Here is a 26,197-nt window from a genome sequence, read left to right on the forward strand (position 1 = left end):
GGCGGGCTTTCCTGTGGGTGCAATTTCGGTTGAAGCGCCGGCCCGCAACGCGCGGACGGACTTCTCGCGAAATCGAATAGACAGAGATTGAATGTTGAAACAGGCGACATGATAGCACGATGACGGATGATCGTGCAAATTGCCGGGAGACACCCGTCTGGCGGGGCGTCCGGCGCGACCGGCTCGGGTATGATCGGCGGCGCGCGGCAGGGCCGTGCAGCCCCCGGATGCGGGGGCGAATTCACGAGGAACCGGATGACCGAACTGCTGAGGATCGCGGCGCTGTTCGCCGCCACCGCACTGGCCGAAATCGTCGGCTGTTACCTGCCGTGGCTCGTACTGAAGGGCAGCCGGCCGGCCTGGCTGCTGGTGCCGGCCGCGCTGTCGCTCGCGTTGTTCGCGTGGCTGCTGACGCTGCACCCGAGTGCTGCGGGGCGCACGTATGCCGCGTACGGCGGCGTGTATATCGCGGTTGCGCTGGTCTGGCTGCGGGTGGTCGACGGCATCGCGCTGACCCGCTGGGACGTGGCCGGCGCGGTGCTTGCGCTCGGCGGGATGGCGGTCATCGCGCTGCAGCCGCGCGCGTAAGCGCGGCCGCAGCGCGTGCCGCGTGGGTCAGGCCGTTTCGGCAGCGCCCGCGTCGGCGGACGTGCGCCACACGCATGTGCCCTTGACCGACTTGTCGAGTTCGTCGAGCTGCGCGTGGTGCGCGGCGAGCTCGTCGTCGCTCGCGGCCACCACGGCCAGGTCGAGCGCGGCGAGCGACACGCGCTGGCCGTTCGCCGCGCCGCCGTCGGCGCCCGCGTCGTCGAGCATGTCGATCACGAGGCTGTCCTGGCCGCGCGTCATTGCGAGATACACCTCGGCGAGCAGCTCCGAGTCGAGCAGTGCGCCGTGCAGCGTACGGTGCGCGTTGCTGATGCCGAAGCGGTCGCACAGCGCGTCGAGCGAGTTGCGCTTGCCGGGGAACATCTGCTTGGCCTGCACGAGCGTGTCGATCACGCCGCCGCAATGTTCGGTGAACGGCGGCAGGTCGAGCCGCGAGAATTCGGCGTCGAGGAAGCCAAGGTCGAACGGCGCGTTGTGGATGATCAGCTCGGCGTCCTTCACGAAGTCGAGGATCTGGCTGGCGACTTCCGCGAACTTCGGCTTGTCGCTGAGGAATTCGGTCGTGAGGCCGTGCACGGCCAGTGCGCCCGGATCGCTGTCGCGCTCGGGGTTCACGTAGAAGTGCAGGTTGTTGCCGGTGAGCCGCCGGTTCAGCAGCTCGACGCAGCCGATTTCGATGAGGCGGTCGCCCGTGCGGGCGTTCAGGCCGGTGGTTTCGGTATCGAGGATGATCTGGCGCATGTCGGGAAAAACGAAGGAAACAGGGGAGTGGCCGGCGTTCAGGCCGTGAGCGATTCGACGCCGCGATTCGCGAGCGCGTCCGCGCGCTCGTTTTCGGGATGGCCCGCGTGACCCTTGACCCAGCGCCACTCGACCTCGTGCTGCGCGACGAGCGCGTCGAGCCGCTTCCACAGGTCGGCGTTCTTCACGGGCGTCTTCGCCGCGGTGACCCAGCCCTTCTTCTTCCAGCCGTGGATCCACTCGCTGATGCCTTTCTGCACGTATTGCGAGTCGGTGTGCACGATCACCTGGCATGGCCGTTTCAGCGCCTCGAGCGCGGCGATCACGCCCATCAGTTCCATGCGGTTGTTGGTCGTGTTGGGCTCGCCGCCGAACAGCTCCTTTTCGCGGTCGCCGTAGCGCATCAGTGCGCCCCAGCCGCCGGGGCCGGGGTTGCCCTTGCAGGCGCCGTCGGTATAGATGTCGATGGTATCGATTGTCATGAATGTTCTTGATGGGTGGTCGGGGAGGCCGCGGGCGTCAGGCCTGGCGCGAGCACGGGTTTTTTCATCTTGATCTGGCCGACCAGGCGCATGCCGCGCACGCGCTTGACGGCCGTCACCATGTAGACGGCGCCGAAGATCGGCCACCAGCGGTCGCCCGCGGCTTCCATGAAGCCGTAGCGGGCCAGCCACTTGTCGGTGACGAGCGGCGGCCGGTAGCAGCCGAAGCGGCCGCGTTCGAGGTCGAAACCGAGCAGCTTGATCCAGTCCTTGAGCCGGATGAACGCGATCTGGTCGCGCGTGGCCGGCACGAACGGGTGGTTCGCCATGCGCCCGAACGATTGCCGCATGCCCCACAGGCTGAGCGAATTGAAGCCGGTGATCACGAGCTGGCCTTCCGGCATCAGCACGCGCTCGGCCTCGCGCAGCAGGCGGTGCGGGTCGGACGTGAATTCGAGCGTGTGCGACATCACGATCAGGTCGACGCTCTGCGATTCGAACGGCAGGTCGAGCAGGTCGCACCACGTCGTGCTGCGATCGGCGGGCGCGTGCTCCGGCGCGTGCGCTTCGCGCGCCCACGGATACTGGTACGGCGCGCTCGCGCCGCTCGCCGGATCGAGCACGAGGCCGCGATACGGCATGCGGTTCTCGCGCAGCGCGTCGAGCTGCGGCAGGCCGAGCTGCAGCGCGTGGAACCCGAAGACGTCGGACACGATCCGGTCGAGCTGCGCCTGCTCCCAGTCCAGCACGTAGCGGCCGGGAGGCGAGTCGGTCCAGGCGGGCCAGTCTATAATTTGACGATCAGGCATAACGATGATTGCGCGCCCATGAACGAGCTGGAGTACGTGCCGGTACCGGCATTCGAAGACAACTATATCTGGCTCGTCTCGGACGGCCGCGATGCGATCGCCGTCGATCCGGGTGAAGCCGCGCCCGTACGCCGGGTTCTTGCCGAACGAGGCTGGCGGTTGACCGCTATTTTACTCACGCACCATCACGCCGACCATGTCGGCGGTGTCGAGTCGCTGCGCAATAGCCAACCGGCCGATGTGCCGCTGACCGTTTACGGCCCTGCGGCCGAGGCGATCGGCGTGGTCACGCGGCCGCTTTCGGGCGGCGATCGCGTGACGCTCGACGCGCCGGCCGTCGCGTTCGATGTGCTCGACGTGCCCGGTCATACGCGCGGCCACATCGCCTATTTCCAGGCGGCCGGGCAGGGCGCCGCGGTGCCGCACGTGTTCTGCGGCGACACGCTGTTCTCGTGCGGCTGCGGCCGCCTGTTCGAAGGCACGCCCGCGCAGATGCTCGCGTCGCTCGACGCGCTCGCGGCGCTGCCGGGCGACACGCGTGTGCATTGCGCACACGAATATACGTTGTCCAATATCCGCTTCGCGCTCGCGTGCGAACCGGGCAACGCGGCGCTTGCCGCGTGGCGCGACGACGCGCAGGCGCTGCGCGCGCGCGGCGTGCCGACGCTGCCGACGACGATCGCGCACGAGCGCGCGGTGAACCCGTTCATGCGCGCGGACAGCGCCGCCATCCATGCGACGCTCGAGGCCGAGCTTCACGAAACGGTGCCGGATCGTCTGGCGGCGTTTACGCTGATGCGGGAGTGGAAAAACCGGTTCAGATGATCATTTCCGGAGGACTCCAAAGCTCAAGCGGTGTCTGTAAAAATTGCTCCAAATGTAGGATTTCGCTGAGTTTTCGGTGTTTTTATTGACGTGAAGCACGCACTTCCGTAGTATCGCCAGCAATTTCCAGCCGTCGGAAGCCGAGATTTTCATGCGACTTATATTGAGTGCGATGGTGGTCCTGCTGCTCGCCGCTTGTGCGAGCCAGGCTCCTGTCGCCGACAACGCCGCCGATTCGCAGGCGACGTCCAACTACCTCCGTAAATCAGCCACCGCCAAAGAAACTGTCGACGTCGACAAGCAATCCGTCGGCGACCTGACCAGTGCGGACTCCGATCTCTGGGGCCGCATCCGTCGCGGCTTCCAGATGCCCGACCTGCAGAGCGACCTCGTCGACATGCAGACGACCTGGTACACGCAGCGTCCCGATTACGTGCAGCGCATGACCGAGCGCTCGCAGAAATACCTGTATCACATCGTCGAGGAACTCGAGGCGCGTCACATGCCGACCGAGCTCGCGTTGCTGCCGTTCATCGAATCCGCGTTCAACCCGCAGGCGCTGTCGGTCGCGAAGGCGGCCGGCATGTGGCAGTTCATGCCCGGCACGGGCCGCACGTACAACCTGAAGCGCAACATGTGGCAGGACGAGCGGCGCGACGTGCTCGCGTCGACGAGCGCCGCGCTCGACTACCTGTCGCGCCTGCATGACATGTTCGGCGACTGGTATCTGGCGCTGGCCGCTTACAACTGGGGCGAGGGCAACGTGCAGCGCGCGATCGCGCGCAACCAGGCGGCCGGCCTGCCGACCGACTACCAGAGTCTGCGGATGCCGAACGAGACGCGCAACTACGTGCCGAAGCTGCAGGCGGTGAAGAACATCATCGCGAGCCCGAAGCAGTACGGCCTGACGCTGCCGGACATCCCGAACCACCCGTATTTCGTGACGGTCACGACGTCGCGCGACATCGACGTCGCGGTCGCCGCGAAGCTCGCGAACCTGTCGCTCGACGAATTCCGCTCGCTGAACCCGTCGTTCTCGAAGCCGGTGATCCTCGGCGCGACCGAACCGCAGATCCTGCTGCCGTTCGACAACGCGTCCGCGTTCGAGAAGAACCTGAAGGCATACAACGGCCAGCTTTCGACGTGGACCACCTATACGGTCAGCGAACGTGCGCGGCCGGCCGCGATCGCCGAGAAGATCGGCGTCGACGCCGATACGCTGATGTCGGTCAACAAGATTCCCGCCGGCATGCGCCTGAAGCCGGGCTCGACGATCGTCGTGCCGCGCGGCGATGACGACGACGAGGACATCAGCGCCGACGTCGCCGAAAACGGCGCGCTCGCGATGGAGCCGGACGTACCCGACACGCGCAAGATGCTGATCCGCGTGCGCCGCAAGCAGTCGATGGCGGCGATCGCCGGCCGCTACGGCGTGTCGGTCGGCCAGCTCAAGGCATGGAACCGCACGCACCGCGATCTCGCGATGCCGGGCCAGGCGCTCGTTCTGCACGTGCCGGTCGGTCGTTCGATGCCGGCGGAACCCGGTCCGGAGCGGATCGCGACGTCGGTCGGCGGTGCGCATATCGAGCGCGCGAGCCTGGCGGTGGGCGGCAAGTCGCACGGCGCGAAGCGCGGCGCGGCAAAGCCGGCGGCCAAATCGGCGAAAGCTGCACCCGCGAAGGCCGCGCCGGCCAAGGCTGCCGCGCACAAGGGCAAGAAGAAGTAACGCGGCTGCGCAGCGCGGCGGGCGGCCGGTCCGGGTCGCGCGATTGCGCTATCATCCGACGAATTGCGACGAAACGCCGTCACCGAGGTGACGGCGTTTTCGTTTGTGCGCGGCGTGGGGGCCGCTTCGACAGTCTTCATATAACAAGGGGAAGCGATGTCGTCGGTGCAGGTGAGGGTGCTCGCGCTGTTTTCGATCGGGTATTTCGTGTCGTATGTGTTTCGCGGCGTCAATCTGGGTTTCGCGCCGTTCGTCACGCATGAGCTCGGGTTGTCGGCCGCCGATCTCGGCCTGCTCACCAGTCTCTATTTCCTCGGCTTCGCGGGCGCGCAGATCCCGGCCGGCGTGATGCTCGACCACTTCGGCCCGCGCCGCGTGACGGCCGGCATGCTGCTGTTCGCGGCGGCCGGTGCTGCCGTGTTCGGCGCCGCGCACGGCATCGGAACGATGATGATCGGCCGGCTGCTGATCGGCGTCGGCGTGTCGGTGTGTCTCGGCGCGGCGTTCAAGGCGCTCGCGCAGCACTTCCCGGTCGGCCGGCTGCCGCTCGTCAACGGCCTCGTGATGGCGGTCGGCGGCCTCGGCGGCGTCGTGGTCGGTTCGCCGCTGACCTGGCTGCTCGGCTGGACGAACTGGCGCGCGATCTGTTTCGGCCTCGCGGTGCTGACGGTGATCGTCGCGGCCTCGATCGGCTTCGGCGCGCCCGAAGCGAAGCAGGTGCGCCACCAGGGCGGGCTCGTCAGCCAGTTCAAGGGCACGTGGCACATCCTGAGCAGCCGCGCGTTCTGGAAGATCTCGTCGTTCTCGGTCGTCACGCAGGGCGTGTTCTACGCGATGCAGTCGCTGTGGGTCGGGCCGTACCTGCGCGACGTCGCGGGGTTCGATGCGCCGCATGCCGCGCGCCTCGTATCGGTGCTCGGCTTCGCGATGATGGCCGGCTGCGTCGGCTTCGGCGCCGCGGCGCGCGTGCTCGAGCGGCGCGGTGTGTCCGTCTACGCATTCTGCGGCGTCGGCATGGCGCTGTTCGTCGCGACGCAGGTCGCGATCGTCGCGCGCATGCCGTTGCCGCCGGCCGTGCTGTGGGCCGCATACGGGATGTTCGGCGGCGTCGGCATCCTGACCTACGCGGTGATGGCCGGACACTTTCCCGCCCACCTGATCGGCCGCGCGAACACGACGCTCACGCTGGTGATCTTCCTGCTGATCTTTGCGTTCCAGATCGGTGTCGGCGCGGTGCTGTCGCACTGGCCCGCGCTCGACGGCCGTTATCCGGCGGCCGCGCACTTCACCGCGTGGGGCGTGCTGCTTGCGCTGCAGCTCGCGAGCGCGGTCTGGTACGTGTGGCCCGCGCGCGGCGCTGGCCAAGCGCACTGATCCGGCGGTACGCTGATGGGTGGGGCGGCTGCGGAAACGGGGCCGCAGCATGTCGAGCGTGCGTCGTGGCGCGTGTGCCGTACGGCGCTGCCGGTGGCGGCGCGCGCATGATCGGACGGCCATATCGATTGAAGATAGGGCCATTTTCGGGCTATAATTTGAAAGTTTGTGCTGATCAACCTCGCACCCTAGCGCCTACCTCATTCATCCCGTTCATCCGCCGCACGCCGTCTGCCGGGCGATGCCGCGAAGCCTCGTGCGCCACGCGCCGGGTTCGCGTCTCGACAACGCAGGCCGCGTCCAGCTAGCGACTACGCGCGCCCACGCAGCGCGGCGCTCGCGCGGCAGGGTAAACAGGTCGGCAGCAGGGTGTTCCCCAAGGAGCCTCCCGTGTTGCCGTCTTTTTCTCCCGCCTTGCTTGCACTCGCCGACGGCACGGTCTTTCGTGGTTATTCGATCGGGGCCGAAGGCCATACGATCGGCGAAGTCGTGTTCAATACCGCGATCACCGGCTATCAGGAAATCCTGACTGATCCGAGCTACGCGCGCCAGATCGTCACGCTCACCTACCCGCATATCGGCAACGTCGGCGTCAACGCCGAAGACGTCGAAGCCACGAAAGTCCATGCCGCCGGCCTGATCATCCGTGATCTGCCCACGCTCGCATCGAACTTCCGCATGGACCGCACGCTCGGCGATTACCTGCGCGACGAAGGCGTCGTCGCGATCGCCGGCATCGACACCCGCAAGCTGACCCGCATCCTGCGCGACAAGGGCGCGCAGAACGGCTGCATCCTGGCCGGTTCGGATGACGAGGCGAAGGCGATCGAGCTCGCGCGTTCGTTCCCGGGCCTCGCGGGCATGGATCTCGCGAAGGTCGTATCGACCACGAAGCCGTTCGAGTGGAAACAGACGGAGTGGCGCCTCGGCAGCGGCTACGGCATGCAGGAAGCGCCGAAGTACCGCGTCGTCGCCTACGATTTCGGCGTCAAGTACAACATCCTGCGCATGCTCGCGGAACGCGGCTGCCAGGTGACGGTGCTGCCGGCGCAGGCGAGCGCGGCCGATGCGCTCGCGCTGAATCCGGACGGCATCTTCCTGTCGAACGGCCCCGGCGATCCGGAGCCGTGCGATTACGCGATCGCGGCCACGAAGGAATTCATCGAGCGCGGCGTGCCGACCTTCGGCATCTGCCTCGGCCACCAGATCATGGGCCTCGCGGTCGGCGCGAAGACGCTGAAGATGAAGACGGGCCACCACGGCGCGAACCACCCGGTGAAGGATCTCGGCGACGGTCGTGTCGTGATCACGTCGCAGAACCACGGCTTCGCGGTCGACGCGGATTCGCTGCCGGCCAACGCGCGCGTGACGCACGTGTCGCTGTTCGACGGCACGCTGCAGGGCTTCGAGCTGACCGACAAGCCGGCGTTCTGCTTCCAGGGCCACCCGGAAGCGTCGCCGGGCCCGCACGACATCGGCTATCTGTTCGACCGTTTCACCGCGCTGATGGACGCGGCGAAGCAGCGCAACGCCTAACGCAACCGACGCAACCGAAGGACGGGAGATTCGCATCATGTTCGGCCACGCACTCGGCATCACGGATATCTGGACCTACGTGTTCGGCGTGATCTTCATCATCCTGCTGCCGGGGCCGAACTCGATGTACGTGCTGTCGCTCGCGGCGCAGCGCGGCGTGAAGGCCGGCTATCGCGCGGCCTGCGGCGTGTTCGTCGGCGACACGGTGCTGATGGTGCTGTCGGCCGCGGGCGTCGCGTCGCTGCTGAAGGCGAATCCGCTGCTGTTCTCCGTCGTCAAGTACGGCGGCGCCGCGTATCTGCTCTACATCGGCACCGGCATGCTGCGCAGCGCGTGGCGCAAGCTGCGCGCGCCGGCGGGCGGGCCCGCCGAGGCGCCGCAGGCGGTCGACGGCGAGCGGCCGTTTCGCAAGGCGCTGATCGTGAGCCTGCTGAATCCGAAGGCGATCCTGTTCTTCATCTCGTTCTTCATCCAGTTCGTCGACCCGGCATTTCCGCATCCCGCGCTGTCGTTCGTCGTGCTCGGGGCGATCGCGCAAAGCGCGAGCTTCCTGTACCTGAGCACGCTGATCTTCGCGGGGGCGCGGCTCGCCGAGCACTTCCGCCGTCGCCGCAAGCTCGCGGCAGGCGCGGCGAGCAGCGTGGGCGGCCTGTTCATCGGATTCTCGGTGAAGCTCGCGCTCGCGACCATGAGCTGAGCGCTGCCGGCCGACCCACGACAACGATTACTTATTGAATTCACAAGCCATGCCAAAACGCACAGACATCAAGAGCATCCTCATCATCGGCGCCGGCCCGATCATCATCGGCCAGGCGTGCGAGTTCGACTATTCGGGCGCGCAGGCTTGCAAGGCGTTGCGTGAGGAGGGCTACAAGGTCGTTCTCGTCAACAGCAACCCGGCGACGATCATGACCGACCCCAACACGGCCGACGTGACCTACATCGAGCCGATCACGTGGGAAGTCGTCGCGCGCATCATCGAGAAGGAGCGCCCGGACGCGATCCTGCCGACGATGGGCGGCCAGACCGCGCTGAACTGCGCGCTCGACCTGCATCACCACGGTGTGCTCGAGAAGTTCGGCGTCGAGCTGATCGGCGCGTCGCCGGAAGCGATCGACAAGGCGGAAGACCGCCAGAAGTTCAAGGAAGCGATGACCAAGATCGGTCTCGGCTCCGCGAAGTCGGGCATCGCGCATTCGATGGAAGAAGCGACCAAGGTGCACGCCGAGATCATGGCGGGCACCGGCGGCAGCGGCTACCCGGTCGTGATCCGTCCGTCGTTCACGCTCGGCGGCTCGGGCGGCGGCATCGCGTACAACCGCGAAGAGTTCGAGGAAATCTGCAGGCGCGGTCTCGACCTGTCGCCCACGCGCGAACTGCTGATCGAGGAGTCGCTGCTCGGCTGGAAGGAATACGAGATGGAAGTCGTGCGCGACCGCGCCGACAACTGCATCATCGTCTGCTCGATCGAAAACCTCGACCCGATGGGCGTGCACACCGGCGACTCGATCACGGTCGCGCCGGCGCAGACGCTCACCGACAAGGAATACCAGATCCTGCGTAACGCATCGCTCGCGGTGCTGCGCGAGATCGGCGTCGACACGGGCGGCTCGAACGTGCAGTTCTCGATCAACCCGAAGGACGGCCGCATGGTCGTCATCGAAATGAACCCGCGCGTGTCGCGTTCGTCGGCGCTCGCATCGAAGGCGACCGGCTTCCCGATCGCGAAGGTCGCCGCCAAGCTGGCGGTCGGCTACACGCTCGACGAGCTGAAGAACGAAATCACCGGCGGCCAGACGCCGGCGTCGTTCGAGCCGACGATCGACTACGTCGTCACGAAGATCCCGCGCTTTGCGTTCGAGAAATTCCGTGAAGCCGATTCGCGCCTGACGACGCAGATGAAGTCGGTCGGCGAAGTGATGGCGATCGGCCGCACGTTCCAGGAATCGTTCCAGAAGGCGCTGCGCGGCCTCGAGGTCGGCGTCGACGGTCTCGACGAGAAGTCGACCGACCGCGACGAGATCGCGATCGAGATCCACGAGCCGGGCCCGGACCGCATCTGGTATGTCGGCGATGCATTCCGGATCGGCATGACGGCCGAGGAAATCTTCGCGGAAACCGCGATCGACCCGTGGTTCCTCCATCAGATCGAGCAGATTATCCTGAAGGAAAAGGCGCTCGCGGGCCGCACGCTCGCGTCGCTGACGTTCGACGAGCTGCGCTACCTGAAGCAGAGCGGCTTCTCCGACCGCCGCCTCGCGAAGCTGCTCGGCGCGACGCCGGAAGACGTCCGCAAGCGTCGCGTCGAGCTGAACGTGCGCCCGGTCTACAAGCGCGTCGACACCTGCGCGGCCGAATTCGCGACGAAAACCGCGTACATGTACTCGACCTACGAGGAAGAGTGCGAGGCGCAGCCGACCACGAACAAGAAGATCATGGTGCTGGGCGGCGGCCCGAACCGGATCGGCCAGGGCATCGAGTTCGACTACTGCTGCGTGCACGCGGCGCTCGCGATGCGCGAGGACGGCTACGAAACGATCATGGTCAACTGCAACCCGGAAACGGTGTCGACCGACTATGACACGTCCGACCGCCTGTACTTCGAGCCGCTGACGCTCGAAGACGTGCTCGAGATCGTCGACAAGGAAAAGCCGGTCGGCGTGATCGTCCAGTACGGCGGCCAGACGCCGCTGAAGCTCGCGCTCGACCTCGAGGCGCACGGCGTGCCGATCGTCGGCACGTCGCCGGACATGATCGACGCGGCCGAAGACCGCGAACGCTTCCAGAAGCTGCTGCAGGATCTCGGCCTGCGCCAGCCGCCGAACCGCACCGCACGCGCCGAAGACGAAGCGCTCAAGCTCGCCGAGGAAATCGGCTACCCGCTGGTCGTGCGCCCGTCGTACGTGCTGGGCGGCCGCGCGATGGAAATCGTCCACGAGCCGCGCGACCTCGAGCGCTACATGCGCGAGGCCGTGAAGGTGTCGAACGATTCGCCGGTGCTGCTCGACCGCTTCCTGAACGACGCGATCGAGTGCGACGTCGACTGCATCTGCGACGGCGAAGCCGTGTTCATCGGCGGCGTGATGGAGCACATCGAGCAGGCTGGCGTCCACTCGGGCGACTCGGCATGCTCGCTGCCGCCGTACTCGCTGTCGAAGGAAACCGTGGCCGAGCTGAAGCGCCAGACGGGCGCGATGGCGAAGGCGCTGAACGTGGTCGGCCTGATGAACGTGCAGTTCGCGATCCAGCAGGTGCCGCAGGCGGACGGTTCGAAGCAGGACATCATCTACGTGCTCGAAGTGAACCCGCGCGCGTCGCGCACGGTGCCGTACGTGTCGAAGGCGACCAGCCTGCCGCTCGCGAAGATCGCGGCGCGCGCGATGGTCGGCCAGAAGCTCGCGCAGCAGGGCGTGACGAAGGAAGTCGAGCCGCCGTACTTCAGCGTGAAGGAAGCGGTGTTCCCGTTCGTCAAGTTCCCGACCGTCGATCCGGTCCTCGGGCCTGAAATGCGTTCGACCGGCGAAGTGATGGGCGTCGGCCAGACGTTCGGCGAAGCGCTGTTCAAGTCGCAGCTCGCGGCCGGTTCGCGCCTGCCGGAGTCGGGCACGGTGCTGCTGACCGTGATGGACGCCGACAAGCCGAAGGCCGTCGAAGTCGCGCGCATGCTGCACGACCTCGGCTACCCGATCGTCGCGACCAAGGGCACGGCTGCCGCGATCGAAGCGGCCGGCGTGCCGGTGAAGGTCGTGAACAAGGTGAAGGACGGCCGTCCGCACATCGTCGACATGATCAAGAACGGCGAGATCGCACTCGTGTTCACGACGGTCGACGAGACGCGCCAGGCGATCGCCGATTCGCGTTCGATCCGCATGAGCGCGCAGGCGCACAAGGTCACGTACTACACTACGATGTCGGGCGCGCGCGCGGCCGTCGAAGGCTTGCGCTACCTGAAGGATCTGGAAGTCTATGATTTACAAGGTCTTCACGCTCGCCTAAACTAAGCGGTCAGTTTCCTGTCGAAGCAATACGTGCCGCGGTTAAGCGGTGTTTCCGGTTCGCCGGAAACGCGCTTAATCGCGGTGATTTTTTTTAAAGCCGTTTTTAGCGATTGAGCCGTTTATGAGCACCATTCCGTTGACAAAGCGTGGCGCAGAGCAACTGCGCGATGAATTGCAGCGCCTCAAATCCGTCGAGCGGCCGGCCGTGATCAACGCGATCGCGGAGGCTCGCGCACAGGGCGATCTGTCCGAAAACGCCGAATACGATGCCGCGAAGGAAAAGCAGGGCTTCATCGAGGGTCGTATCGCGGAAATCGAATCGAAGCTGTCGGCCGCGCAGGTCATCGATCCCACCGTGCTCGATGCCGAAGGCCGCGTGGTCTTCGCGTCGACGGTCGAACTCGAGGATCTCGAGTCGGGCGACACCGTCAAATACCAGATCGTCGGCGACGACGAAGCCGATATCGATCACGGCCTGATCTCGGTCAGCTCGCCGATCGCGCGCGCGCTGATCGGCAAGTCCGAAGGCGACGTCGCGGCCGTGCAGGCGCCGAGCGGCGTGCGCGAATACGAAATCATCTCGGTCAGCTACATCTGAAGCGGGGCGACGTGATGCCGCATCGCGTGTTCCGTCTGCTGTCGGCCGTGTGGGTCGGCAGCCTGCTGACGATCGGGTATGCGGTCGCGCCCGTGCTGTTCAAGACGCTGGAGCGGATGACGGCCGGTTCGGTCGCCGCCCAGTTGTTCCGTATCGAGGCGATCCTCGGTGTCGTGTGCGGCGTGCTGCTGCTCGCATTGTCGAACCAGCAGGTGCGGCGCGGCAGCAGCGAATATCGCAGCGTGCGCTGGATCGTCGCCGCGATGGTCGTGTGCGTGCTGGCCGGGTATTTCGCACTGCAGCCGTTCATGAACGCGCTGCGGGTGGCCGCGATGGACGCGGGCACCGATATCGCGAACTCGCCGTACGCGAGTCGCTTCGGGATGCTGCACGGCGTCTCGAGCGTGTTCTATCTCGTCGAGAGCGTGCTGGGGCTGATGCTGATCTGGCGTCTGCCGGCGCGCGACGCCTGAGCGCGGCACGGCGTGACCGTGCCGCGTACGCTTTTTACTTGTCCTGGAACGGCCGCTTGGTGCTTGCCTGACGCTTTTTCGCACGCTTCACGTTGCCGCCCGCCGTCACGCGCTCGTTGCCGCGCACGACGACCTTCGTCGGCTTCGGACGACGCACGGGGCTCGCGTTCGGCGACACCTTGACGACCTTGACGGTGCGCGGTGCGCGGCCTTTCCTGTCGTCGGCGGCTTCGGCCGCGCTCGGCAGCGTGCCGGCGCGACGGCCGCGGGCCGGGGCCGCTGCGGCGGCTTCGGGTTTCCAGATCACCAGCAGCTTGCCGATGTGCTGGATCGGCGCCGCGCTCAGGCGGTCGCAGATCTCGTCGTAGATCGCGACGCGTTCGTCGCGTTCGTCGCCGAACACGCGGATCTTGATCAGCTGGTGCGCGGCGAGGTGCACCTTGATTTCCTTGAGCACGGCGTCGGTCAGCCCTTCGGCTCCGATCAGCACGACGGGCTTGAGCGCATGGGCCTGGGAGCGCAGCGCGGAGCGCTCGGCGGGAGAAAGCGAAAGGGCGGGCATGGAAATGTCGAAATCTAAATAAGGGCGCGCGGCCTGAAAAGCGATCGCGGGAAGTTACCGCGTCAGCCGTGCGCCGAAACCACGTAAAATCGCGGCTTGGGCCTGAAAAGGGGCCGCAGCCGCGCGAAGAAGACGCGTATTATCCGCTAAAAGCGCGGCTTCACGAAGCAAATGGCAGCAATCTCTCTCTCGAATGGCAAAAAACCGCTTTAACCAGCACTGGCTGCACGACCACATCAACGACCCGTACGTCAAAATGGCGCAGCGGGAGGGCTATCGCGCGCGTGCCGCGTACAAGCTGAAGGAAATCGACGAGCAGGACAAGCTGATCCGTCCGGGCCAGGTGATCGTCGATCTCGGCGCAACGCCGGGCAGCTGGAGCCAGTATGCCCGCAACAAGCTCGCGCAGGGCAAGAAGCGCGACACCGAGCGCGAAGGCGGCATCGACGGCACGATCGTCGCGCTCGACCTGCTGCCGATGGAGCCGATCGCCGACGTCCATTTCATCCAGGGCGACTTCCGCGAGGACGAAGTCCTCCACCAGCTCGAGGAAGTGCTCGAAGGTCGTGCGGTGGACCTTGTTATTTCGGACATGGCCCCCAACCTCTCCGGCGTGGCCTCGGCGGACGCGGCGCGCATCGAGCATCTCTGCGATCTGGCGCTCGAGTTCGCGCAGAACCATCTGAAGCCGGATGGTGCGCTGCTCGTGAAATGCTTTCACGGCAGCGGCTACAGCCAGATCGTCGAGAAATTCAAACAGCAGTTTAAGACCGTCGCGCCGCGCAAGCCCAAGGCGTCCCGCGACAAATCGTCCGAAACGTTCATTTTGGGTCGGCATCTGAAGCATCCGCGCTGATGCGGAGCGGGGTGCCGCAAACGGGCTCCGGCCCTTGCCGGACAAGCGAAGCGCTATCGCGGCGGTTGTCAATGCTTATGGCGAGGGTGGTCGGACTGGATTAGAATGACCGAGGGGCGCCGCAAGGAAAATGTAGGCGCTCGTCTACGAGTGAAGGAGTGGTGCTTTGAACAACAATATGTTTTCGAAGGCAGCGGTGTGGTTAGTGATCGCACTGGTGCTGTTTACGGTGTTCAAGCAGTTCGACAAGCCCCGCGTTCAGGAAGGCGTGTCCTATTCGCAGTTCATGGACGACGCCAAGAACGGCAAGGTCAAGAACGTCATCGTTCAGGGGCGCAACCTCACCGTCACTCCGGCTGATGGCCAGAAATACCAGATCGTGTCGCCCGGCGACATCTGGATGGTCGGCGACCTGATGAAGTACGGCGTGCAGGTCAGCGGCAAGGCCGACGACGAGCCGAACGCGCTGATGTCCGCGCTGTACTACCTCGGGCCGACGATCCTGATCATCGTGTTCTGGTTCTACATGATGAGGCAGATGCAGGGGGGCGGCAAAGGCGGCGCCTTCTCGTTCGGCAAGTCGCGAGCGCGGCTGATCGACGAGAACAACAACGCGGTGAACTTCTCCGACGTCGCGGGCTGCGACGAAGCGAAGGAAGAAGTGTCCGAGCTCGTCGACTTCCTGCGCGATCCGCAGAAGTTCCAGAAGCTGGGCGGTCGCATTCCGCGCGGCGTGCTGCTCGTCGGCCCGCCGGGTACCGGCAAGACGCTGCTCGCCCGCGCGATCGCGGGTGAAGCGAAGGTGCCGTTCTTCAGCATCTCGGGTTCGGACTTCGTCGAAATGTTCGTCGGCGTCGGCGCGGCCCGTGTGCGCGACATGTTCGAGCAGGCGAAGAAGCATGCACCGTGCATCGTGTTCATCGACGAAATCGACGCGGTCGGCCGTCATCGCGGCGCCGGCATGGGCGGCGGCAACGACGAACGCGAACAGACGCTGAACCAGATGCTGGTCGAGATGGACGGCTTCGAGGCGAACTCCGGCGTGATCGTGATCGCCGCGACCAACCGTTCCGACGTGCTCGACAAGGCGCTGCTGCGTCCGGGCCGTTTCGACCGCCAGGTCTACGTCGGTCTGCCGGATATCCGCGGCCGCGAGCAGATCATGCGCGTGCACCTGCGCAAGGTACCGATCGCGAACGACGTCGATGCGGCCGTCATCGCACGCGGCACGCCGGGCTTCTCGGGCGCCGATCTCGCGAACCTCGTGAACGAGGCTGCGCTGTTCGCGGCACGCCGTGGCAAGCGCATCGTCGAGATGCAGGATTTCGAGGACGCGAAGGACAAGATCTTCATGGGTCCGGAGCGCAAGTCGGCCGTGATCCGCGAGGAAGCGAAGCGCGCGACCGCTTACCACGAGTCGGGCCACGCGGTGGTTGCGAAGCTGCTGCCGAAGGCCGACCCCGTGCACAAGGTCACGATCATTCCGCGCGGCCGTGCGCTGGGCGTCACGTGGCAGTTGCCGGAGCATGACAACGAGACGTATTCGAAGGACTACCTGCTGGACCGCCTCGCGATCCTGTTCGGTGGCCGGGTGGCGGAAGAGTTGTTCATGAACCTCGTCAGCACCGGCGCATCGGACGACTTCAACAAGGCAACGCAGACGGCGCGCGCGATGGTGGCACGCTTCGGCATGACCGATGCGCTCGGGCCGATGGTCTACGTCGACGACGAGAACGATGCGTCGCCGTTCGGCCGCGGCTTCACGCGCACGATCTCGGAAGCGACGCAGCAGAAGGTCGATTCGGAAATCCGCCGCGTGCTCGACGATCAGTACAACCTCGCACGCCGCCTGCTCGAAGAGAACCGCGACAAGGTCGAAGCGATGACGGCCGCGCTGATGGAGTGGGAGACGATCGACGCCGATCAGATCAACGACATCATGGAAGGCCGTCCGCCGCGCTCGCCGAAGAGCTCGCCGGCCGTCGGCGGCGATTCGTCGGGCGGTGGCAGCAGCGCCGAGGTCAAGCCCGGCAACGCGCCGGCGCCTGCTTCGCCGGCGGCATAACCTCCGCTTTAGCACCGTTCACGGGCTGGTGTGGCTTCACACCGGCCCGTTTTGCATTCAACCACGCCAGTCGCTCGTGTCCGATTCCGCTGTCACTCCATCCATTCCCGCGCCGCTCCAGTGCGGCCGCTTCGCACTGACGTTCGAGCGCCCGCTCGTGATGGGCATTCTCAACGCCACGCCCGATTCGTTCTCCGACGGTGGCCGCTTCCTCGCGCGTGACGATGCGCTGCACCAGGCCGAGCGCATGATCGCCGAAGGCGCGGACCTCCTCGATATCGGCGGCGAATCGACGCGCCCCGGCGCGCCGCCCGTACCGCTCGACGAGGAGCTCGCGCGCGTGATTCCGCTCGTCGAGGCGCTGCGGCCGCTGAACGTGCCGCTGTCGATCGACACCTACAAGCCGGCCGTGATGCGCGCGGCGCTGGCCGCCGGCGCGGACCTGATCAACGATATCTGGGGGTTCCGCCAGCCGGGCGCGATCGACGCGGTGCGCGACGGCAACTGCGGGCTGTGCGCGATGCACATGCTCGGCGAGCCGCAGACGATGCAGGTCGGCGAGCCGGACTACGGCGACGTCGTGACCGACGTGCGCGATTTTCTCGCCGCGCGCGCGCAGGCGCTGCGCGACGCGGGCATTGCGCCGGAGCGGATCTGCGTGGATCCCGGCTTCGGGTTCGGCAAGGCGGTCGTCGACGACAACTATGCGCTGCTGGCCGCGTTGCCGGAGACGGCGCCCGCGCGGCCCGACGGGCGTGCTTATCCGATCCTCGCGGGCATGTCGCGCAAGTCGATGCTCGGCGCGGTGATCGGCGGCAAACCGCCGATGGAGCGCGTCGCGGCGAGCGTGGCGGCCGCGTTGTGCGCGGTCGAGCGCGGTGCGGCGATCGTGCGCGTGCACGACGTCGCGGCGACGGTCGATGCGCTGAAAGTCTGGAATGCCGTGCGCGAAGCCGCGCGGCAACGATAAGTCAGAAGACGAAGGAGGAAGATTCGCTATGGGACGTCGATATTTCGGCACGGACGGCATTCGCGGCACGGTGGGCGAGGCGCCCATCACGCCGGATTTCGTATTGCGCCTCGGTTATGCAGCCGGCAAGGTGCTGGCCAGCTCGGCCGACGTCGCGGCAGGCTCGCGTCCGACCGTGCTGATCGGCAAGGACACGCGCGTGTCGGGCTACATGCTCGAAGCCGCGCTCGAGGCCGGCTTCTCGGCGGCCGGGGTCGACGTGATGCTGGCCGGCCCGATGCCGACGCCGGGTGTCGCGTATCTGACGCGTGCGCTGCGCCTGTCGGCCGGCGTCGTGATCAGCGCGTCGCACAACCCGTATCACGACAACGGGATCAAGTTTTTCTCCGCTGACGGCAACAAGCTGCCCGACGACACCGAAGCCGCGATCGAAGCGTGGCTCGACAAGCCGCTCGAGTGCGCGTCGTCCGACGGCCTCGGCAAGGCGCGCCGCCTCGACGACGCGGCCGGCCGCTACATCGAGTTCTGCAAGAGCACGTTCCCGGCCGCGTTCAACCTGCGCGGGCTGAAGCTCGTGGTCGATTGCGCGCACGGTGCCGCGTACCAGGTCGCGCCGCACGTGTTCCACGAGCTCGGCGCGGACGTGATCCCGATCGGCGTCGCGCCGAACGGCTTCAACATCAACGACGGCGTCGGCGCAACCGCGCCCGACGCACTGGTGCGCGCGGTGCGGGCGAACCACGCCGATCTCGGCATTGCGCTCGACGGCGATGCGGACCGCCTGCAGGTCGTCGATTCGACCGGCCGCCTGTACAACGGCGACGAGCTCCTCTACGTGCTCGTGAAGGACCGGATCGCGACCGACGGCAAGGTCGAAGGTGCGGTCGGCACGCTGATGACGAACCTCGCCGTCGAAGTCGCGCTGCAGCGCGAGGGCGTGAAGTTCGTCCGCGCGGCGGTCGGCGACCGCTATGTGCTCGAGCAGTTGCGCGAGCACGGCTGGCAGCTCGGCGCGGAAGGCTCGGGCCATATTCTGTCGCTCGACCGGCATTCGACCGGCGATGGCATCGTGTCGGCGCTGCTGGTTCTGGCCGCACTGAAGCGCAGCGGCCGAACGCTCGCGCAGATGCTCGATGGCGTCACGCTGTTTCCGCAGAAGCTGATCAACGTGCGGATGAAGCCGGGCGCCGACTGGAAGGGCAGCACGTCGATCCGCGCCGCGATCGACGCAGCCGAAGCCGCGCTCGCCGGCAGCGGCCGCGTGCTGATCCGCGCATCGGGCACCGAGCCCGTGCTGCGCGTGATGGTCGAAGCGCAGCAGGCGGCCGATGCGGTCCGCCATGCGGAGACGATCGCCGACGCGGTGCGCGCGGCGACGACCTGACGCACGATATCGGCGCGGGGCGGCCTGCCGTCCGCGCGCCGGTTCTCCGGTGAATCGGTATCCGGCGGCTTCGGGGCGCCGCAATTTCGTCAGACGCAAAGGTTTGCGCTACCTATAGTGTGTCGCGTCGACCAACGCATTGCCGGACAGAAGTTTTCTTCCGACCCCTGATATTTGACCCGCAGCGGACAGGGGCTTCCCGTGCCGCCGACGCTGCGCTACGATCCGCCGGCGTACCTGAAAAACGGGTGTTCGCCCCGTCCTCGCCTAGCAGGCAATTTTTGCCGCCATCGCCGTTCCGGTGCCGCCCAGGCGCCGCCCGCGCCGCACCCGATACTCCCTTTCAACCAGTCATGTTACTGTCACGCCAGTTTCATCGATTGTCACATTACCGTCATGAGGAGCCCCTAACCTTCGCGGTGCCGTAGTCATCCGCTCACACACTGGAGGTCTCATGAAATTGATGCAAACCGCGATTGCCGGCCTGGCTGGCGCGCTTTTCGCCGTTGCCGCGCAAGCTGCCGACATCACGGGCGCAGGCAGCACGTTCGCGATGCCGATCTATACGAAATGGGCTGCCGACTACCAGCAGTCCGGCGGCGCGAAGGTCAACTACCAGGGTATCGGTTCGTCGGGCGGCCTGAAGCAGATCAATGCAAAGACGGTCGATTTTGCCGGTTCGGACGCTCCGCTGAAGGATGAAGAGCTCGCGAAGGAAGGCTTGTTCCAGTTCCCGACGGTGGTCGGCGGCGTGGTGCCGGTCGTCAACGTGCCGGGCGTGAAGGCCGGTGAACTGACGCTGTCGGGCCCGGTGCTCGGCGACATCTACCTCGGCAAGATCAAGAAGTGGAACGATCCGGCGATCGCCGCGCTGAACCCGAAGGTCAAGCTGCCGGATACGGACATCGCCGTCGTTCGCCGTGCTGACGGCTCGGGCACGAGCTTCATCTGGACGAACTACCTGTCGAAGGTCAACGACGAGTGGAAGTCGAAGATCGGCGAAGGCACGACGGTCAACTGGCCGACGGGCACGGGCGGCAAGGGCAACGACGGCGTTGCGGCCTTCGTGCAGCGCCTGCCGGGCGCGATCGGCTACGTCGAGTGGGCGTACGCGAAGAAGAACAACATGACCTACACCGCGCTGAAGAACTCGACGGGCACGGTGGTCGAGCCGAAGACGGAAACGTTCAAGGCCGCTGCTGCCGGTGCGAACTGGTCGAAGTCGTTCTACCAGATCCTGACGAACCAGCCGGGCAAGGACGCATGGCCGGTCGTCGGCGCGACGTTCGTGCTGCTGCACGCGAAGCAGGACAAGCCGGAGCAGGGCGCGGAAACGCTGAAGTTCTTCAGCTGGGCGTTCAAGAACGGCGAGAAGGCAGCCGACAGCCTCGATTACATCTCGCTGCCGGCGACGGTCGAGACGGAAATCCGCAAGCAGTGGAAGACGAAGGTGACGGACGCGTCGGGCAAGCCGGTCGCCGCCGAGTAAGCAATGCAGCGGTTCACTGCCCGGCCGCGCCGGTCGGGCAGTGTGTGCGGTAAAGCCGGGCGTCACGGCGCCCGGCACTCAAAAGCAGGCAACCATGTCTGAGATTTCCTATACGTCCTCACGGTCCGCCGACGGTGCATCGCAACGCGCGCCGAGCCGTCTCGGGGACGTTGTGTTCGGCGGCCTCGCACGGCTCGCCGCGATCGTGACCCTGCTGCTGCTGGGCGGGATCATCGTTTCCCTGATCATTGCGTCGATGCCGACCATCCAGAAGTTCGGCCTCGGCTTCCTGTGGCAATCCGAGTGGGATCCCAACTCGGACATCTACGGCGCACTCGTGCCGATCTACGGCACGATCGTGACGTCGGTCATTGCGCTCGTCATCGCGGTGCCCGTCAGCTTCGGCATCGCACTGTTCCTCACCGAGCTGTCGCCCGTGTGGCTGCGCCGTCCGCTCGGCATCGCGATCGAGCTGCTCGCCGCGATTCCGTCGATCGTGTACGGCATGTGGGGGCTGCTCGTGTTCGCGCCGATCTTCGCCGAATACTTCCAGAAGCCGCTCGGCCGCCTGCTCAAGGACGTGTGGGTGCTCGGGCCGCTGACGTCCGGCCCGCCGATCGGCATCGGCATCCTCGCGGCCGGCGTGATTCTCGCGATCATGATCATCCCGTACATCGCATCGGTGATGCGTGACGTGTTCGAGGTCACGCCCGTGCTGCTGAAGGAATCGGCGTACGGGATCGGCTGCACGACCTGGGAAGTGATGTGGAAGGTCGTGCTGCCCTATACGAAGACCGGCGTGATCGGCGGCGTGATGCTCGGCCTCGGCCGCGCACTCGGCGAAACGATGGCCGTGACGTTCGTGATCGGCAACACGAACCTGCTCGACAGCGTGTCGCTGTTCGCGCCGGGCAACAGCATCACGTCGGCGCTCGCAAACGAATTCGCGGAAGCGCAACCGGGTCTGCATACGTCCGCGCTGATGGAACTGGGCCTGATCCTGTTCGTGATCACGTTCATCGTGCTGTCCATCTCCAAACTGCTGCTGCTGCGTCTCGAGAAGGGAGAGGGCAAGAAATGAGCGAGCCCATCATGAATTTCCCGGGGCCGGACGGCGCCGTGCTCGAAGCGATGCGCGAGCGCCTGCAGCGCAAGCGCAAGGCCATCAACGCGATCGCGCTCGCCGCATCGCTCGGCGCCATGGCGTTCGGCCTGCTGTGGCTCGTGTGGATCCTGTACACGACGCTGCACCTCGGTATCGGCGGCCTGTCGCTGCAACTGTTCACCGAATCGACGCCGGCACCGAACACAGAAGGCGGCGGTCTCGCGAACGCGATCGTCGGCAGCCTGCTGCTGTGCGGTTTCGGCACGCTGGTCGGCACGCCGATCGGCATCCTCGCGGGCGTCTATCTCGCCGAATACGGCCAGAAGAACCTGCTGGCGAGCACGATCCGCTTCATCAACGACATCCTGCTGTCCGCGCCGTCGATCGTCATCGGCCTGTTTGTGTACGCGCTGGTCGTCGCGAAGTCGGGGCGCTTCTCGGGGTGGGCCGGCGTGATCGCGCTCGCGCTGCTGCAGATCCCGATCGTGATCCGCACGACCGAGAACATGCTGAAGCTCGTGCCGAACGCGCTGCGCGAAGCAGCCTTCGCGCTCGGCACGCCGAAGTGGCGAATGGTGCTGAAGATCACACTGCGCGCCTCGGTGGGCGGCATCATCACGGGCGTGCTGCTCGCGGTCGCGCGGATCGCCGGCGAAACGGCGCCGCTGCTGTTCACCGCGCTGTCGAACCAGTTCTTCTCGTGGGACATGAGCCAGCCGATGGCGAACCTGCCCGTGACGATCTACAAGTTCGCGATGAGCCCGTTCGCGGAATGGCAGTCGCTCGCATGGGCGGGCGTGTTCCTGATTACGCTCGGGGTGCTCGGACTCAACATCCTGGCGCGCTCGGTCTTCTCGAAAAAGTAACGGCGGAGCAATCCGATGAATATGGCAGAGAGCCACCTGAATCCCGTCGCGCGCACCGCAGCGCCCGTCGGCACGCACGACGCGGCGAACGATCGCCCGCTCGCGCCGCTGAACGCGAAGATCGAGGTCAACAACCTCAACTTCTTCTACAGCAAGTTCCATGCGCTGAAGAACATCAACCTGCGCATTCCCGAAGGGAAGGTGACGGCGTTCATCGGCCCGTCGGGTTGCGGCAAGTCGACGCTGCTGCGCACGTTCAACAAGATGTTCGCGCTCTATCCGGAGCAGCGCGCCGAAGGAGAAATCCTGATGGACGGCGAGAACCTGCTGACGACGAAGCGCGACATCTCGCTGCTGCGCGCGCGCATCGGCATGGTGTTCCAGAAGCCGACCCCGTTCCCGATGTCGATCTACGACAACATCGCGTTCGGCGTGAAGATGTTCGAAAAGCTCACGCGCTCGGAAATGGACGACCGCGTCGAGTGGGCGCTCACGAAGGCCGCGCTGTGGAACGAAGTGAAGGACAAGCTGGGCCAGAGCGGCTACGGTCTTTCGGGCGGCCAGCAGCAGCGTCTTTGCATCGCGCGCGGCATCGCGATCCGTCCGGAAGTGCTGCTGCTCGACGAGCCGTGCTCGGCGCTCGACCCGATCTCGACGGGCCGCATCGAGGAACTGATCGCGGAGCTGAAGAGCGACTACACGGTCGTGATCGTCACGCACAACATGCAGCAGGCCGCACGCTGCTCGGATTACACGGCCTACATGTACCTGGGCGAGCTGATCGAGTTCGGTGAAACCGAGAAGATCTTCATCAAGCCGGTGCGCAAGGAAACGGAAGACTACATCACCGGCCGCTTCGGCTGATGACGGAGAACAACAGCCATGTCGGATAAACATCTGTCGAGCCAGTTCGACGCGGACCTGAATGCCGTGTCGTCGAAAGTGCTGGAAATGGGCGGGCTCGTCGAGTCGCAGATCGTCGGCGCGATGCGCGCACTCAACGAATTCGATCGCGATGCGGCCGAGAAGGTGATCACGGCCGAGGAAACGCTGAACGCGATGGAAGTCGACATCGACCAGGAATGCGGCAACATCATCGCGCGGAGGCAGCCTGCCGCGCGCGACCTGCGTCTTTTGATGTCGATTTCGAAAACGATTACGAACCTCGAGCGCGCCGGCGACGAGGCCGAGAAGATCGCGAAGCGCGTGCGCCGCCTGGTCGACGAGCCGGCCGCGCGCGCGGTCAACATCGCCGAGATCAAGGTGTCGGGCGAGATGGCCGTGACGATCCTGCGCCGCGCGCTCGACGCGTTTGCGCGCCTCGATACGGTGGCCGCTGCGCAGATCGTCAAGGACGACAAGGAAATCGACATGGAATTCCGCGCGTTCGTGCGCAAGCTCGTGTCGTACATGCAGGAAGATCCGCGCACGATCTCGGTCGGCCTCGATTACCTGTTCATCGCGAAGGCGATCGAACGGATCGGCGACCACGCGAAGAACATCGCCGAATTCATCATCTACATCGTGAAGGGCACGGACGTGCGGCACCAGCCGCGCGACACGCTCGACCGCGAAGCCAACAGTTAACGCGACAACGTACAGGAAGAAAAGAGGTGCCGATGCCCAGCAACATTCTCGTCGTTGAAGATGAGCCCGCGATTTCCGAACTGATCTCGGTGAATCTCCAGCACGCCGGTCACTGCCCGATCCGCGCGTACAACGCCGAACAGGCGCAGAACCTGATCAGCGACGTGCTGCCCGATCTCGTGCTGCTCGACTGGATGCTGCCGGGCAAGTCCGGTATCGCGTTCGCGCGCGACCTGCGCAACAACGAACGGACCAAACACATCCCGATCATCATGCTGACCGCGCGCGGCGACGAGCAGGACAAGGTGCTCGGCCTCGAGATCGGCGCGGACGACTACGTGACGAAGCCGTTCTCGCCGAAGGAGTTGATGGCGCGCATCAAGGCCGTGCTGCGCCGTCGCGCGCCGCAGCTGACCGAGGACGTCGTGTCGATCAACGGGCTGCGCCTCGACCCGGCCACGCATCGCGTCGCCGCGCATGCGGAAGGCAGCGAGATCAAGCTCGATCTCGGCCCGACCGAGTTCCGCCTGCTGCATTTCTTCATGACGCATCCGGAGCGCGTGCACAGCCGCACGCAACTGCTCGACCAGGTGTGGGGCGACCACGTGTTCGTCGAAGAGCGAACCGTCGACGTGCACATCAAACGATTGCGCGCGGCCTTGAAACCGGCCGGCTGCGATGCGATGATCGAGACCGTGCGCGGCAGCGGGTACCGGCTCGCCAAGCACGCGTAACGTATCCGGGCATGCCGTGTGCCACGGCATGCCGTTCATTCTTTCGGACGCTGAATCATGAACATCATCTGGGCGCGCTTTCTCGTGTCGCTCGTGCTGCTCGTGTTGATCGGCGTATTGGTCGGCGTCTTTGCCGGCCCGACCGCGGGCCTCGTGTTCGTGGCCGTGATGCTGATCGCGCAGGGCTTTTTCAGCACCTTCCATACGCAGCGTCTGTGGCGGTTGCTCGATGCGCCGGTCTACGGTGAAGTGCCGAGCGCGCCGGGCATCTGGGGCGAGATCTACTACCGTCTGCACAAGCTCGCGAAGCAGTGGCATGCGCAGGTGCGGCAGGTCGAGCAGCAGCATTCGCGCTTCATCCAGGCGATCCAGGCGTCGCCGAACGGCGTCGCGATGCTCGACGACCACGACCAGATCGAGTGGTGCAACGCGATTGCAGAGGTCCATTTCGGCCTCGATGCGAAGCGCGACCTGCGCCAGCACGTTACCAACCTGGTGCGCCATCCCGATTTCGTCCGTTACCTGAACGCGCAGCATTACGACGAGACGCTCGTGATGCGCGGCATGGGCGGTGCGCGGCAGAACGTGCTGGCCGTGCAGGTGTTTCCGTACGGCGAGAACCGCAAGCTGCTGCTCACGCAGGACATCACCGAGCTCGAGCGTACCGACGCGATGCGGCGCGACTTCGTCGCGAACGTGTCGCATGAATTGAAGACGCCGCTCACCGTGTTGTCGGGTTTCCTCGAGACGATGCGCGAGCTGCCGCTGAACGAGGAAGACCGCACGCGTTATCTCGAGATGATGGAGCAGCAGGCGTCGCGGATGCGGCACATCGTCACCGACCTGCTGGTGCTCGCGAAGCTGGAAGGCGAGAGCAAGCCGCCGGTCGATCGCGCGATCGACATGCGTGCCGTGTTCGACCATCTGAAGGAGGACGCGCAGACGCTGTCGAACGGGCATCACGACATCGCGTTCTCGATCGACGAGACGCTCGGCGTCACGGGCGCGCAGACGGAGTTGTTCAGCGCGTTCGCCAATCTCGTCACGAACGCGATCCGCTATACGCCGGACGGCGGCAAGATCGTCGTGTCGTGGCGCCGCGAAGGCGCGCAGGGCGTGTTTTCCGTCACGGACAGCGGCTTCGGCATTCCGGCCGCGGACCTGCCGCGGCTGACCGAGCGCTTCTATCGCGTCGACCGCAGCCGCTCGCGCGATACGGGCGGCACGGGGCTCGGGCTCGCGATCGTCAAGCACGTGCTGCAGCGGCACGACGCGCACCTGTACGTGCAAAGCGAGGAAGGGCGCGGCAGCACGTTCACCGCGCGGTTCCCGGGCTCGCGCATCATCGCGATCCGGCCGGCCGCGTACGAGGCATGATCGCGTAACGCTTCCATCGCTCGTTCGGCGG

The 26,197-nt window shown here is 65.8% G+C and carries 24 protein-coding genes; 20 read left to right on the forward strand and 4 right to left on the reverse strand.

From position 1 onward, the window contains the following. The first annotated feature begins 255 nt into the window (after window positions 1–255). The gene (locus OEJ37_RS24390) at window positions 256–588 is read left to right on the forward strand and encodes a YnfA family protein (protein WP_175945510.1); all 333 of its coding nucleotides are present in this window, start codon (window positions 256–258) and stop codon (window positions 586–588) included. A 27-nt stretch (window positions 589–615) separates the two neighbouring features. Here OEJ37_RS24390 and dnaQ read toward each other — a convergent pair whose 3' ends face one another. Genes dnaQ through OEJ37_RS24405 form a run of 3 tightly spaced genes read right to left on the reverse strand, consistent with a single transcriptional unit; the run spans window position 616 to window position 2,641 of the window. Further along, the gene (gene dnaQ / locus OEJ37_RS24395; RefSeq protein WP_263346342.1) at window positions 616–1,350 is read right to left on the reverse strand and encodes a DNA polymerase III subunit epsilon; all 735 of its coding nucleotides are present in this window, start codon (window positions 1,348–1,350) and stop codon (window positions 616–618) included. A 38-nt stretch (window positions 1,351–1,388) separates the two neighbouring features. Next, on the reverse strand, window positions 1,389–1,832 hold the full coding sequence (rnhA, locus tag OEJ37_RS24400) for a ribonuclease HI (protein WP_072435875.1): 444 nt from the start codon (window positions 1,830–1,832) through the stop codon (window positions 1,389–1,391). Continuing rightward, window positions 1,829–2,641: a class I SAM-dependent methyltransferase gene (locus OEJ37_RS24405; RefSeq protein ID WP_263346345.1), complete on the reverse strand. Its 813-nt coding sequence runs from the start codon at window positions 2,639–2,641 to the stop codon at window positions 1,829–1,831. Before OEJ37_RS24405 ends, rnhA begins: the two co-directional genes overlap by 4 nt. Before the next feature lie 18 nt (window positions 2,642–2,659). Here OEJ37_RS24405 and gloB point away from each other — a divergent pair, with 18 nt between their 5' ends. From gloB to OEJ37_RS24445, 8 genes are all read left to right on the forward strand, one after another. Continuing rightward, window positions 2,660–3,466 carry a hydroxyacylglutathione hydrolase gene (gloB, locus tag OEJ37_RS24410; RefSeq protein ID WP_263346346.1) on the forward strand — a complete coding sequence of 269 codons (807 nt, stop codon included), beginning with the start codon at window positions 2,660–2,662 and terminating at the stop codon, window positions 3,464–3,466. 151 nt (window positions 3,467–3,617) lie between these two features. Then, complete coding sequence (locus tag OEJ37_RS24415) at window positions 3,618–5,192, forward strand: transglycosylase SLT domain-containing protein (protein ID WP_263346347.1); 1,575 nt, start codon at window positions 3,618–3,620, stop codon at window positions 5,190–5,192. Window positions 5,193–5,348: 156 nt separating this feature from the next. Further along, window positions 5,349–6,566: an MFS transporter gene (locus OEJ37_RS24420; RefSeq protein ID WP_263346348.1), complete on the forward strand. Its 1,218-nt coding sequence runs from the start codon at window positions 5,349–5,351 to the stop codon at window positions 6,564–6,566. A gap of 390 nt (window positions 6,567–6,956) precedes the next feature. Further along, on the forward strand, window positions 6,957–8,102 hold the full coding sequence (gene carA, locus OEJ37_RS24425; RefSeq protein ID WP_072435871.1) for a glutamine-hydrolyzing carbamoyl-phosphate synthase small subunit: 1,146 nt from the start codon (window positions 6,957–6,959) through the stop codon (window positions 8,100–8,102). Window positions 8,103–8,139: 37 nt separating this feature from the next. Continuing rightward, on the forward strand, window positions 8,140–8,799 hold the full coding sequence (gene leuE, locus OEJ37_RS24430; protein WP_174419097.1) for a leucine efflux protein LeuE: 660 nt from the start codon (window positions 8,140–8,142) through the stop codon (window positions 8,797–8,799). Window positions 8,800–8,848: 49 nt separating this feature from the next. Continuing rightward, complete coding sequence (carB, locus tag OEJ37_RS24435) at window positions 8,849–12,103, forward strand: carbamoyl-phosphate synthase large subunit (protein ID WP_175918812.1); 3,255 nt, start codon at window positions 8,849–8,851, stop codon at window positions 12,101–12,103. A 118-nt stretch (window positions 12,104–12,221) separates the two neighbouring features. After that, window positions 12,222–12,698 carry a transcription elongation factor GreA gene (greA, locus tag OEJ37_RS24440; protein WP_021163362.1) on the forward strand — a complete coding sequence of 159 codons (477 nt, stop codon included), beginning with the start codon at window positions 12,222–12,224 and terminating at the stop codon, window positions 12,696–12,698. Window positions 12,699–12,712: 14 nt separating this feature from the next. Beyond that, window positions 12,713–13,171 (forward strand): DUF4149 domain-containing protein, encoded by a 459-nt coding sequence (locus OEJ37_RS24445; RefSeq protein WP_174419125.1) that lies wholly within the window; start codon window positions 12,713–12,715, stop codon window positions 13,169–13,171. A gap of 34 nt (window positions 13,172–13,205) precedes the next feature. Here OEJ37_RS24445 and OEJ37_RS24450 read toward each other — a convergent pair whose 3' ends face one another. Continuing rightward, on the reverse strand, window positions 13,206–13,733 hold the full coding sequence (locus OEJ37_RS24450; RefSeq protein ID WP_069745677.1) for a YhbY family RNA-binding protein: 528 nt from the start codon (window positions 13,731–13,733) through the stop codon (window positions 13,206–13,208). A gap of 193 nt (window positions 13,734–13,926) precedes the next feature. Here OEJ37_RS24450 and OEJ37_RS24455 point away from each other — a divergent pair, with 193 nt between their 5' ends. From OEJ37_RS24455 to phoR, 11 genes are all read left to right on the forward strand, one after another. Continuing rightward, window positions 13,927–14,589, forward strand: a complete 663-nt coding sequence (locus OEJ37_RS24455; protein WP_174419101.1) for an RlmE family RNA methyltransferase — start codon at window positions 13,927–13,929, stop codon at window positions 14,587–14,589. A 166-nt stretch (window positions 14,590–14,755) separates the two neighbouring features. Then, window positions 14,756–16,654, forward strand: coding sequence for an ATP-dependent zinc metalloprotease FtsH (gene ftsH, locus OEJ37_RS24460; RefSeq protein ID WP_034183278.1), 1,899 nt, complete (start codon window positions 14,756–14,758; stop codon window positions 16,652–16,654). A 76-nt stretch (window positions 16,655–16,730) separates the two neighbouring features. Continuing rightward, window positions 16,731–17,624 carry a dihydropteroate synthase gene (folP, locus tag OEJ37_RS24465; protein ID WP_411859285.1) on the forward strand — a complete coding sequence of 298 codons (894 nt, stop codon included), beginning with the start codon at window positions 16,731–16,733 and terminating at the stop codon, window positions 17,622–17,624. Between the two features lie 28 nt (window positions 17,625–17,652). Further along, window positions 17,653–19,008, forward strand: a complete 1,356-nt coding sequence (glmM, locus tag OEJ37_RS24470; RefSeq protein ID WP_175918810.1) for a phosphoglucosamine mutase — start codon at window positions 17,653–17,655, stop codon at window positions 19,006–19,008. A gap of 454 nt (window positions 19,009–19,462) precedes the next feature. Continuing rightward, the gene (gene pstS, locus OEJ37_RS24475; RefSeq protein WP_072435863.1) at window positions 19,463–20,497 is read left to right on the forward strand and encodes a phosphate ABC transporter substrate-binding protein PstS; all 1,035 of its coding nucleotides are present in this window, start codon (window positions 19,463–19,465) and stop codon (window positions 20,495–20,497) included. A 94-nt stretch (window positions 20,498–20,591) separates the two neighbouring features. Further along, entirely contained in the window at window positions 20,592–21,578 is a 987-nt protein-coding gene (pstC, locus tag OEJ37_RS24480; RefSeq protein ID WP_174419104.1) for a phosphate ABC transporter permease PstC, read from the forward strand. After that, window positions 21,575–22,468 carry a phosphate ABC transporter permease PstA gene (pstA, locus tag OEJ37_RS24485; RefSeq protein WP_034183283.1) on the forward strand — a complete coding sequence of 298 codons (894 nt, stop codon included), beginning with the start codon at window positions 21,575–21,577 and terminating at the stop codon, window positions 22,466–22,468. The genes pstC and pstA overlap by 4 nt, the downstream gene beginning before the upstream one ends. A gap of 15 nt (window positions 22,469–22,483) precedes the next feature. After that, entirely contained in the window at window positions 22,484–23,332 is an 849-nt protein-coding gene (gene pstB, locus OEJ37_RS24490; protein WP_174419106.1) for a phosphate ABC transporter ATP-binding protein PstB, read from the forward strand. Window positions 23,333–23,350: 18 nt separating this feature from the next. Further along, window positions 23,351–24,055 carry a phosphate signaling complex protein PhoU gene (gene phoU, locus OEJ37_RS24495; protein ID WP_174419107.1) on the forward strand — a complete coding sequence of 235 codons (705 nt, stop codon included), beginning with the start codon at window positions 23,351–23,353 and terminating at the stop codon, window positions 24,053–24,055. 32 nt (window positions 24,056–24,087) lie between these two features. After that, the gene (gene phoB, locus OEJ37_RS24500) at window positions 24,088–24,789 is read left to right on the forward strand and encodes a phosphate regulon transcriptional regulator PhoB (protein ID WP_027787869.1); all 702 of its coding nucleotides are present in this window, start codon (window positions 24,088–24,090) and stop codon (window positions 24,787–24,789) included. Between the two features lie 57 nt (window positions 24,790–24,846). Beyond that, window positions 24,847–26,166 carry a phosphate regulon sensor histidine kinase PhoR gene (gene phoR / locus OEJ37_RS24505; RefSeq protein ID WP_152855215.1) on the forward strand — a complete coding sequence of 440 codons (1,320 nt, stop codon included), beginning with the start codon at window positions 24,847–24,849 and terminating at the stop codon, window positions 26,164–26,166. Window positions 26,167–26,197 lie beyond the last annotated feature (31 nt).

Origin of the sequence: Burkholderia sp. BKH01 (assembly GCF_025685725.1) — a bacterium.
Classification (GTDB): Bacteria; Pseudomonadota; Gammaproteobacteria; order Burkholderiales; family Burkholderiaceae; genus Burkholderia; species Burkholderia pyrrocinia_C.

Bases quoted from the DNA above. Each gene is read 5' to 3' on its own strand.
- pstB (WP_174419106.1), top strand. From the start codon at position 22,484: ATGAATATGGCAGAGAGCCACCTGAATCCCGTCGCGCGCACCGCAGCG.
- dnaQ (WP_263346342.1), bottom strand. From the start codon at position 1,350: ATGCGCCAGATCATCCTCGATACCGAAACCACCGGCCTGAACGCCCGC.
- OEJ37_RS24420 (WP_263346348.1), top strand. From the start codon at position 5,349: ATGTCGTCGGTGCAGGTGAGGGTGCTCGCGCTGTTTTCGATCGGGTAT.
- leuE (WP_174419097.1), top strand. From the start codon at position 8,140: ATGTTCGGCCACGCACTCGGCATCACGGATATCTGGACCTACGTGTTC.
- OEJ37_RS24415 (WP_263346347.1), top strand. From the start codon at position 3,618: ATGCGACTTATATTGAGTGCGATGGTGGTCCTGCTGCTCGCCGCTTGT.
- OEJ37_RS24455 (WP_174419101.1), top strand. From the start codon at position 13,927: ATGGCAAAAAACCGCTTTAACCAGCACTGGCTGCACGACCACATCAAC.
- phoB (WP_027787869.1), top strand. From the start codon at position 24,088: ATGCCCAGCAACATTCTCGTCGTTGAAGATGAGCCCGCGATTTCCGAA.
- phoU (WP_174419107.1), top strand. From the start codon at position 23,351: ATGTCGGATAAACATCTGTCGAGCCAGTTCGACGCGGACCTGAATGCC.
- gloB (WP_263346346.1), top strand. From the start codon at position 2,660: ATGAACGAGCTGGAGTACGTGCCGGTACCGGCATTCGAAGACAACTAT.
- phoR (WP_152855215.1), top strand. From the start codon at position 24,847: ATGAACATCATCTGGGCGCGCTTTCTCGTGTCGCTCGTGCTGCTCGTG.
- OEJ37_RS24390 (WP_175945510.1), top strand. From the start codon at position 256: ATGACCGAACTGCTGAGGATCGCGGCGCTGTTCGCCGCCACCGCACTG.
- carB (WP_175918812.1), top strand. From the start codon at position 8,849: ATGCCAAAACGCACAGACATCAAGAGCATCCTCATCATCGGCGCCGGC.
- pstC (WP_174419104.1), top strand. From the start codon at position 20,592: ATGTCTGAGATTTCCTATACGTCCTCACGGTCCGCCGACGGTGCATCG.
- pstS (WP_072435863.1), top strand. From the start codon at position 19,463: ATGAAATTGATGCAAACCGCGATTGCCGGCCTGGCTGGCGCGCTTTTC.
- OEJ37_RS24405 (WP_263346345.1), bottom strand. From the start codon at position 2,641: ATGCCTGATCGTCAAATTATAGACTGGCCCGCCTGGACCGACTCGCCT.
- pstA (WP_034183283.1), top strand. From the start codon at position 21,575: ATGAGCGAGCCCATCATGAATTTCCCGGGGCCGGACGGCGCCGTGCTC.
- rnhA (WP_072435875.1), bottom strand. From the start codon at position 1,832: ATGACAATCGATACCATCGACATCTATACCGACGGCGCCTGCAAGGGC.
- OEJ37_RS24450 (WP_069745677.1), bottom strand. From the start codon at position 13,733: ATGCCCGCCCTTTCGCTTTCTCCCGCCGAGCGCTCCGCGCTGCGCTCC.
- greA (WP_021163362.1), top strand. From the start codon at position 12,222: ATGAGCACCATTCCGTTGACAAAGCGTGGCGCAGAGCAACTGCGCGAT.
- OEJ37_RS24445 (WP_174419125.1), top strand. From the start codon at position 12,713: ATGCCGCATCGCGTGTTCCGTCTGCTGTCGGCCGTGTGGGTCGGCAGC.
- glmM (WP_175918810.1), top strand. From the start codon at position 17,653: ATGGGACGTCGATATTTCGGCACGGACGGCATTCGCGGCACGGTGGGC.